We start from the raw sequence: 3,704 nt of genomic DNA on the forward strand, positions 1-3,704 counted from the left end.
CGGGGGGGGGCGGGGGGGGTGCGGGGGGGGGCGGGGGGGGGGGGGGGGGGGGGGGGGGGGGGGGGGCCCCCCCCCGGCGGGGCCGCCGCCCCGGCGCCCGCGGGGGGGGGCCCCCACGACGACCGTCTCGTCGCCTTCGCCGTACCGGAGCGAGACGAGCTCGCCGTCGTCGTCCTGGTACTCGACCTCGATGTCGGAGATCGCGGTCAGGCAGCGGGGGCACCAGTTGATGATGCGTTCGGCGCGGTAGATCAGGCCGTCGTCGTAGAGGCGCTTGAAGATCGTGCCGACGGCCTTGGAGAGGCCCTCGTCCATGGTGAAGCGCTCACGCGACCAGTCGACACCGTCGCCGAGGCGGCGCATCTGGCCGAGAATCCGGCCGCCGTACTCCTCCTTCCACCGCCAGGTGCGGCGGACGAACTCCTCACGGCCGATGTCCTGGCGCGACTTCCCCTCCTCGGCCAGCTGCTGCTCGACCTTGTTCTGGGTGGCGATGCCGGCGTGGTCCATGCCGGGCAGCCACAGCGCCTCGTACCCCTGCATGCGCTTGCGGCGCGTGAGGGCGTCCATGAGGGTGTGCTGGAAGGCGTGGCCGAGGTGCAGGGAGCCGGTGACGTTGGGCGGGGGGATGACGATCGTGTACGGGTCCTTGCCGCTCGACGCGTCCGCCTCGAAGTAACCCCGCTCCACCCAGCGCTCGTACAGCTTCCCCTCTACCTCCGCCGGCGCGTACTGGGTCGGCAATTCACGGGGTGCTGGTGGCTGCTGCGCTGAGTTCTCGGTCACGGAGCCAGTTTAGAGGTGTCTCCGGGGCGCCCCGAAACGGATTGCCCACCGTAACGGTGTGGCCCCGGCCGTCCCATGTCGTGCTCACATCCGTCAGGATGTCGAGAGCTCTATCGATATGAGGGGATCGGACCGCATGAGTGACAACCAGCCCGGGCCTTACGGGGGGCCGCAGCCTCAGCAGCCGCAGCAGCCCGGGCCGTACGGACAGCCAGGACCGTACGGACAGCCGCCGCAGGGCGGCGCGCAGCCGGCCGCGGGACCCGGCACTCCGGCACAGCCCGGGGTTCCGCCCCAGCCCGGTTACGGCTATCCGCAGCAGCCGCCCGCCCCTGCGGGGCCCTACGGGCAGCCGCAGCAGGGCGCTCCCGCCGGGACGGGACAGCCGAACCCGTACGCCCAGCCGGGACCGTACGGACAGCCCGGGCAGCCGGGTGCCGGACCCTACGGCCAGCCGGGCCAGCCCGGACCGTACGGCCAGCCGGCGCAGCCCGGGCAGCCGCCGTACGGGCAGGCCCCGTACGGCCAGCCGCCCTATGGCGCAGGGCCGTACCCGGGGGGCCCGATGGGCGGGGCCCCGAAGAAGAAGAGGACAGGGCTCATCATCACCGCGGTGGTCGTCGCGTGCGCCGTCATCGCGGGCGGCGCCTACTTCCTGACGTCGGGCAGCGGCGGCGGCTCGGACATCGCGGACGACGGTCCCCACAAGCTGATCGCCCCGGCGACGGTGCTGGACGGGCAGTACAAGAAGGGGACCGGGCAGGCGGGGAGCCCGACCGGCGACGAGATGAACGAGGCGCGGAACGCCGGCATCAAGAACCCCAAGGAGGTCGACGCCTCCTACAGCAAGGGCGACAAGGCCAACCCGCTCAGCCAGTCGCTGCTGGAGTACAGCGGCGTGTACGGGCAGATCGACGACCCCGAGAAGACCCTCGACCTGTTCTTCACCGGGCTGAAGAAGCAGGCGGCCTCCGGCGACAGCAGCGGGGGCACCCTCGTCGGCAGCCCGCGGAAGGTCACCCCCGCGGGCCTCAAGGACGCGGTCATGAAGTGCCAGAGCGCCAAGGTGAAGACCGGCGAATCCGGCGCCTCCGGGGTTCCCTCCGAGATCACGGTCCCGATCTGCGTCTGGGCCGACCACAGCACGATCGGCTATGTCACGACGAGCGACGTGGCGTCCGTGATCGCGGGCAGGACGACCACGATCGCCTCCGTCGCCGCCACCGCGACCAGGCTCCGCGACGAGGTCCGCGTCAAGAGCTGACAGCGGGAAGCGTCGCAGACGAAAGGCGCCCGGCCGGCTGACAGGTGGTCAGCGGGCCGGGCGCCCGTCGTGCGACGCGGTGCGCGTTACGCGGACTTCTCGTGCCGTCCGTCGTTCTTGACGATCCTCGGCTCGCGCGGCACCAGGGTCGGGTTCACGTGCGAGTGGACGACCTCTTCCGTGATGACCACGCGGGCCACGTCCTTGCGGGACGGCACCTCGTACATCACCGACATCAGGACCTCTTCGAGGATGGCGCGCAGACCGCGCGCGCCCGTGCCGCGCAGGATCGCCTGGTCCGCGATGGCTTCGAGCGCCGAGGGCTCGAACTCCAGCTCCGCGCCGTCCAGTTCGAACAGCCGCTGGTACTGCTTGACCAGGGCGTGGCGCGGCTCCACCAGGATGCGCTTGAGGGCCTCGCGGTCCAGGTTGTGCACGGAGGTGATGACCGGGAGGCGGCCGATGAACTCCGGGATCATCCCGAACTTCACCAGGTCCTCCGGCATGACCTCCTGGAACATGTCGCGCGCCTCGATCTCGCGCTTCGAGCGGATCGTCGCGCCGAAGCCGATGCCCTTCGCGCCCGCCCGCGACTCGATGATCCGCTCCAGGCCGGCGAACGCGCCGCCCACGATGAACAGCACGTTCGTCGTGTCGATCTGGATGAATTCCTGGTGCGGGTGCTTCCTGCCGCCCTGCGGCGGTACGGAGGCGGTGGTGCCCTCCAGGATCTTCAGCAGGGCCTGCTGCACGCCCTCGCCCGAGACGTCCCGGGTGATCGAGGGGTTCTCGCTCTTGCGCGCGACCTTGTCGATCTCGTCGATGTAGACGATGCCGGTCTCGGCCTTCTTGACGTCGTAGTCGGCGGCCTGGATCAGCTTCAGCAGGATGTTCTCGACGTCCTCGCCGACATAGCCGGCCTCCGTCAGCGCCGTCGCGTCCGCGATGGCGAACGGGACGTTGAGCATGCGGGCGAGCGTCTGCGCGAGGTGGGTCTTGCCCGACCCGGTGGGACCGAGCAGCAGGATGTTGGACTTGCCGAGTTCGATGGCGTCCTCGCGGCCGGAGCCGCCGCCGTTCTCGCCGGCCTGCACCCGCTTGTAGTGGTTGTAGACCGCCACCGACAGGGCCTTCTTCGCGGGCTCCTGCCCGACGACGTAGCCCTCGAGGAACTCGTAGATCTCACGCGGTTTCGGCAGTTCCTCCCACCGCACCTCGGAGGTCTCCGCGAGCTCTTCCTCGATGATCTCGTTGCAGAGATCGATGCACTCGTCGCAGATGTACACCCCGGGCCCTGCGATGAGCTTCTTCACCTGCTTCTGGCTCTTGCCGCAGAACGAGCACTTGAGCAGGTCGCCGCCATCACCGATGCGTGCCACGAGGTGCTTCCCCTTCGCCTGGGAGCAGCTTGGTTCAGCGGCTCCTGTGCCTCATATCCGACGGTACCTTGCCCGGCCCCGTGTTCGGGCCCCCCTTGGCGCGGTTCACCTTGTCCCCGGACGACCGTACGACATCCGTACGCTCGTCCCGCGGGGGGCCCCCGGGGGCCCCCGGGGGGGGGGGGGGGGGGGCGCCCCCCCGGGGGGGGGCCGGGCCGGCCCCGGGGGGGGGCGGGGGGGGGGGGGGGGGGCCGGCGGGGGGGGCCCCCCCGGGG

3 protein-coding genes are annotated in these 3,704 nt (G+C 71.2%); 1 reads left to right on the top strand and 2 read right to left on the bottom strand.

From position 1 onward, the window contains the following. The coding region (locus LCE31_RS37785) for a class I tRNA ligase family protein (protein ID WP_225022654.1) at positions 1-786 on the bottom strand (786 nt) is incomplete at its 3' end. A 136-nt stretch (positions 787-922) separates the two neighbouring features. Between LCE31_RS37785 and LCE31_RS37790 the strand changes: the two genes are divergently transcribed. Next, the gene (locus LCE31_RS37790) at positions 923-2,050 is read left to right on the top strand and encodes a hypothetical protein (RefSeq protein WP_225022656.1); all 1,128 of its coding nucleotides are present in this window, start codon (positions 923-925) and stop codon (positions 2,048-2,050) included. A gap of 86 nt (positions 2,051-2,136) precedes the next feature. On the opposite strand, the gene clpX is transcribed toward LCE31_RS37790, so the two are convergent. After that, complete coding sequence (gene clpX, locus LCE31_RS37795) at positions 2,137-3,429, bottom strand: ATP-dependent Clp protease ATP-binding subunit ClpX (RefSeq protein ID WP_225022658.1); 1,293 nt, start codon at positions 3,427-3,429, stop codon at positions 2,137-2,139. Positions 3,430-3,704: the final 275 nt, after the last annotated feature.

It is taken from the genome of Streptomyces sp. 8L, from assembly GCF_020176795.1.
Classification (GTDB): Bacteria; Actinomycetota; Actinomycetes; order Streptomycetales; family Streptomycetaceae; genus Streptomyces.